The organism is Anaerofustis stercorihominis, assembly GCF_024623185.1.
Lineage (GTDB): Bacteria > Bacillota > Clostridia > Eubacteriales > Anaerofustaceae > Anaerofustis.
In genome coordinates this window covers 1-5,028 of record NZ_JANJZK010000033.1, presented here as the reverse complement: position 1 = coordinate 5,028, position 5,028 = coordinate 1, and the positions used below count along the sequence as shown (strand labels likewise).

The following is a 5,028-nucleotide window of genomic DNA, read 5'->3' as shown; positions in this document are numbered from 1 at the left end:
GTACTTCCATTTTCGATATGACTTAAATGGCTTACGGATAAATCCACATATTCGGCAAGAGTTTCTTGTGTTATTCCCTGTTTTTTTCTTTGTTGTTTTAATTTTTCTCCTAACATAAGATAGTTTATCTTCATTCACTGCACCATGTTTTTTGTTTATATTTTATTTAAATTGATTTCTTAATTACAGAGTTTTAAACCGCTCAACTTTGCCTCATTTTTTGGATTGTGTGGCAAGGAAAATATTTCAAAATAGCTTATATAAAGGAATTCGAGGACTTTTTGAACCTGCTGATACTATAAATTATATATAAAATCAAAAAATATATGACATTCACAAAATGTCATATATTGAAAAAGTAAGTTTTATGGAGTAAGGTAGTGTCGGTTTGGTAAAACCGTAGGTAATAATTTCCCAAAATCTTTTAAAGTAAACATCTTTTTTAAGTAATATGCTATTGATATACCTTTATCTTTCATTATTACCTAAGAAAAATTATAACCTTTAATAAAAAATAATACTTTTTATATTAAGGAGCTGGGGCAGCGGTTCTTTCACAAAATGCGGGCAGCATTTTGCAGAAAACCGAACCACGTTATAAGCCACCGCGGCTTAAGCGGCGTCCTTTAATCCAAAAATTTGGACGAGCAAATTTTTGGTGGGGTGTGGGGTGAAACCCCGCAGGGGTTTTTAAGGGCGGACAGCCCTTAATCATAAATTTTAGAAATTATTAAGAAATTTATACTATTTTTAATAAGAAACGATTTTTATAATAAACAAAAATCGAGGTGATGATATGGACAGAAAAGACAAAACTCATAAAATTTATCTTATGTTTTCAAGGTCGAATACGCTTCTTTCAAAAGCGATATACAAAAGGACCAAAGAAGATTACACTCATGTGGCGATTTCTTTGGACGATACCTTCGATACTTTTTATGCCTTCGGCAGAAGATATCCCGCTTTCATGCTTCCTGCAGGATTTACCAAGGAAAGTCCTTTTAAAGGACTATATGAAAAAAATCAGGATATAAATATAAAAATAGTTTCAATAGAAGTAAATGAAAGTCAGTATGAAAGTATATCAAATCATTTGTCTAAAATGTATGAGGAAAGATTTAATTATAAATATGATATCTTGGGAGTAATGCTCTGTAACGGAAATATTACTTTAGAAAGAAAATATCATAAATTCTGCTCAGAATTTATAAGCGAATTTTTAAGCAGTAACGGAGTTATAGATATTTTTAAATCTCCAAAGCATATCCGCCCTTATGAACTTTCAATAATGAAGGACTTTGATTTAGAATTTGAAGGGAATGTATATGAGCTAAGCAGATTATGTAATAACGATAATGTAAGTTATTCATATTTAAGCGATATATACGAACCGGTATAGAAAAATGAAAAACAAGAAAAAGACGATAATAATAGCCTCGGTCATTGCACTCATCATGCTTATAGGTCTGGGAGTGATATTAAGCCTTGACCTGGAAAAAATAATAAACCGGATTTCAAATCTTCCCCACGGGCTTAAAGAACTTTTGATGATATCTCTTATAACGATACAAATATTCATCGCCTTTATCCCCGGTGAACCTCTGGAGCTTGCGGCGGGGTATATGTTCGGTTCCGTATGGGGGACGGCAGTATGCATGATCGGTTCATTTATAGGAACGATAATCGTTTATTATCTGGTGAAGATTTTCGGTAATAAGATAATAACAATGATGTTCAAGGAAGAAAAAGTCGAAGAAGTGAAAAAGACTTTCGAGAAGAAAAAAGGTCTTTACTGGGTATTTGTTTTATTCCTAATTCCCGGTACTCCCAAAGACGTAATGACTTACCTCGTATCTCTTACCAATGTAAGGCTTTATAAATGGCTTGCAATCACCACTGTGGGAAGGATACCGAGCATAGTTACTTCCACTTTTATAACAGGCTCGATAAAAAATCAGCAGTATATATTAGCGGTGATAATAGGAGTTATAACGGTTATCGTGGTAACAGCAGGATTTTTTTACTACAAAAAGTTAAATAGCTCTTCCAATTGCTGATAAGATTATTATAGAATAGAGGTAATTATATGAAAAGAGGACTTTTAAATGCAGCATAATATATTGATAGTAGAAGACGAAAAAGGCATAAGGGATGCCATTAAGATTTATTTGAATAATCAGGGGTATAACGTATTCGAAGCCGAAAACGGAAAAGAAGGCTTGGAAGTTTTAAATAGGGAAGATATACACCTTACTATAGTGGATATAATGATGCCCGTAATGGACGGTATCACAATGACCATGAGGCTCAGGGAAACTTACGATATACCCGTTATATTCTTAAGTGCGAAATCCGAGGATATAGATAAGATAACGGGGCTTAATATAGGTGCGGACGATTATGTCACAAAGCCTTTTGCCTCAATGGAACTTATCGCGAGGGTAAATTCGCAAATAAGAAGATATGACCAGATTTTAAATCTTAAACATAGTTCGGTAAAAGAAGAAGAAAATGCTAACAGATATGTCGTCGGAGGGCTTGAGCTTGATGATGATACAAAAGAAGTGACTGTTGACGGTAAAAAAGTAAGGTTAACCGCAAAGGAATATCAGATATTGAGATTACTTATAAAGACACCGGGAAGAGTGTATTCTTCCGAGCAGATATATGAACAGGTATGGAATGAAAAGGCGATAAATACCGAAACCATAATGGTTCATATAAGGAAACTAAGAGAAAAAATAGAAGTAAATCCCAAAAAACCTCGTTATATAAAAGTAGTATGGGGGATAGGGTATAAAATGGAAAAGATGTAGGTGAATAATATGAATAAAATAAATAAGAAGCGGACATTTTTGATATCATTCATAGCTCTCATTATATTCTTAAGCGGTATGGTGGTAAGTTTATACGATAATGTAGAGGGTAAATTCAATCACGACGAAAATACCATAATAAATCACTTGAACAGTGAAATCAAATATTTTACCATAGCCAAAGCGAAAGAAGCCGATCCTGGTTATCAAATACTTTCTTTCGGAAAAGACGTACCAAAGGATATAAGGGAAAATCTAACAAAAGATCTTGAAGAAAAAATGTCAAATTCTTTGGATATGCTGGAAAATGACAGCAACTTTTTATTTGAAGTTAAAAATGCAAAGACAAAGAAAACTCTCAGAAGTAAATATTTAAAGAAAAATATATATGATAATGATGTAAAGAATAACAGCATATTTTACGGTGTCTTAAACTATGACGCTAAGGGTGAACTTATAAATAACGATACCTTATATAAAGGGGATTATGATGGGTTTGATTTTGCGGATATGTTCGAGGGTTCTTTTGATATCGGATATACCGGAGGGGAAAACGGCACGGATGATTATTATATAAACGGAGTGACGATCCCTCAAAGTCAAATCAAAGTAAACACTCCCGGTAGTGTATCTGTAGCATACTCTGTTCCTAAAGATGTAAAAGACAACGGCGGTATGATTTATTATTACTTGAACAGCTGGGAAAACTATAACAGCTTTGCAGCAGGGGCTTTGATGTTCGCAAGTTTCATAATAGCGTTATTCATACTATTTTATCCTAAGAGTGTGGAAGATGAAGTAAATCCTTTTAAATCTTTCAGAAAACTCAGAGGGGAAATCAATATAGGTTTGATAGCGACCGCTATAACCTTTGGGTGCATGGGATGCCTTATCGTATCGGGATATACCATAAACGGGATGTTCTTAAGTCTTGTAAATACTCTGGGCTTTACTTTCTCCGGATTTATAGTTATGCTTTGTAACATAATAGTATGGGCTTTGACTTTCCTTGTTATCGCCATAGGGTGTTATGATTTGAAATATATAGTCGTTGACGGGATATGGCGTTTCTTAAGGGATGATACTTTGATAGGCGACTTATGCAGGAACATCAAAAAAAGTATGGATAAACTAAGCGATGTAGATTTATCCGATGACCTCAATAAGACTATAATCAAGTTCGCTCTTATCAATTTTTTAATGGTCTTACTTATGATATGTCTTTGGGGATTTGGAGCATTCCTGTCTATTATATATGCCATTGCTTCATTCTTCTGGATAAAAAAGAAAGTCGACAAAGTAAAAGCGGATTATGATGTTCTGCTTGCGTCTACGGAAAACTTGGCAAAAGGGAACTTTAGCGATGAGATAACCGAAGATGTCGGAGTATTCAATTCTTTAAGAGATGAATTCAAGAATATCAAAACGGGATTTGAAGAAGCAGTCAAGGAAGAAACAAAATCGCAGAATATGAGGACGGAACTTATCAGCAACGTTTCTCACGACTTAAAGACTCCTCTCACCGGAATAAAGAACTATGTAGAACTTCTGCAGCAGGATAGTATAAGCGAAGAAACAAGGAAAGAGTACGTTGAGACTTTAAATCAATATATCGACAGACTCAGTACTTTGATAGAAGACTTATTTGAAGTAAGTAAAGTAAACAGCGGGAATATCAATCTTGATTTAATGGAATTAAATCTTATCCAGCTGATAGAACAGACAAAAGATGAATGTTCGGAAGTACTCAGTTCCAAGGGACTCGAAATGATAATGACATCGTCAAATAGTGAAATACCGCTAATGCTTGACGGAGATAAAACCTACAGGATATTTGAAAATCTATTCAATAACGTAGCGAAATATGCTTTGCCTTCTACTCGAGTATATATCGACATAGCAGAAAGCGAAGAAGACGTAATGGTGGAAATAAAGAATATTTCAGCCTCTCAAATGAACTTTACCAGTGAAGAGATAGTGGAAAGGTTTGTGAGAGGGGATAAGTCCAGACACGAAAGCGGAAGCGGTATCGGGCTTGCAATAGTAAAAAGTTACGTCGAAGCACAGGGCGGAAGCTTTAAAATCGATATAGACGGAGATCTTTTCAAAGCGATAATAATCTTTTGTAAAGATAGAAAGTAATAAGGGCTGTCTGCCCTTATGAACCCAAATACCTTTTCAGGGTTTCGCCCTAAAGGGCGACCCATTTTTG

5 protein-coding genes are annotated in these 5,028 nt (G+C 34.7%); 4 read left to right on the top strand and 1 reads right to left on the bottom strand.

The genetic code is table 11. The features are described from left to right. Window positions 1-116: helix-turn-helix domain-containing protein (locus NSA01_RS09650; protein WP_257481249.1), on the bottom strand; the 116-nt coding region annotated here is incomplete at its 3' end. A 680-nt stretch (window positions 117-796) separates the two neighbouring features. On the opposite strand from NSA01_RS09650, the gene NSA01_RS09645 reads away from it, so the two are divergent. From NSA01_RS09645 to NSA01_RS09630, 4 genes are read left to right on the top strand one after another with little or no spacing between them, the layout of a single operon-like run. Then, window positions 797-1,399: a hypothetical protein gene (locus tag NSA01_RS09645; RefSeq protein WP_257481248.1), complete on the top strand. Its 603-nt coding sequence runs from the start codon at window positions 797-799 to the stop codon at window positions 1,397-1,399. A 4-nt stretch (window positions 1,400-1,403) separates the two neighbouring features. Then, the gene (locus NSA01_RS09640; RefSeq protein ID WP_257481247.1) at window positions 1,404-2,057 is read left to right on the top strand and encodes a TVP38/TMEM64 family protein; all 654 of its coding nucleotides are present in this window, start codon (window positions 1,404-1,406) and stop codon (window positions 2,055-2,057) included. 48 nt (window positions 2,058-2,105) lie between these two features. Beyond that, a complete protein-coding gene (locus NSA01_RS09635; RefSeq protein ID WP_257481246.1) occupies window positions 2,106-2,816 on the top strand; it encodes a response regulator transcription factor in 711 nt (236 codons plus the stop codon). Between the two features lie 9 nt (window positions 2,817-2,825). Next, the gene (locus NSA01_RS09630; protein WP_257481245.1) at window positions 2,826-4,958 is read left to right on the top strand and encodes a sensor histidine kinase; all 2,133 of its coding nucleotides are present in this window, start codon (window positions 2,826-2,828) and stop codon (window positions 4,956-4,958) included. The last annotated feature ends 70 nt before the right edge of the window (window positions 4,959-5,028 follow it).

What these genes read in the sequence shown, in the direction of transcription:
- NSA01_RS09645 (WP_257481248.1), top strand. Translation starts at nt 797, where the DNA reads ATGGACAGAAAAGACAAAACTCATAAAATTTATCTTATGTTTTCAAGG.
- NSA01_RS09640 (WP_257481247.1), top strand. Translation starts at nt 1,404, where the DNA reads ATGAAAAACAAGAAAAAGACGATAATAATAGCCTCGGTCATTGCACTC.
- NSA01_RS09635 (WP_257481246.1), top strand. Translation starts at nt 2,106, where the DNA reads ATGCAGCATAATATATTGATAGTAGAAGACGAAAAAGGCATAAGGGAT.
- NSA01_RS09630 (WP_257481245.1), top strand. Translation starts at nt 2,826, where the DNA reads ATGAATAAAATAAATAAGAAGCGGACATTTTTGATATCATTCATAGCT.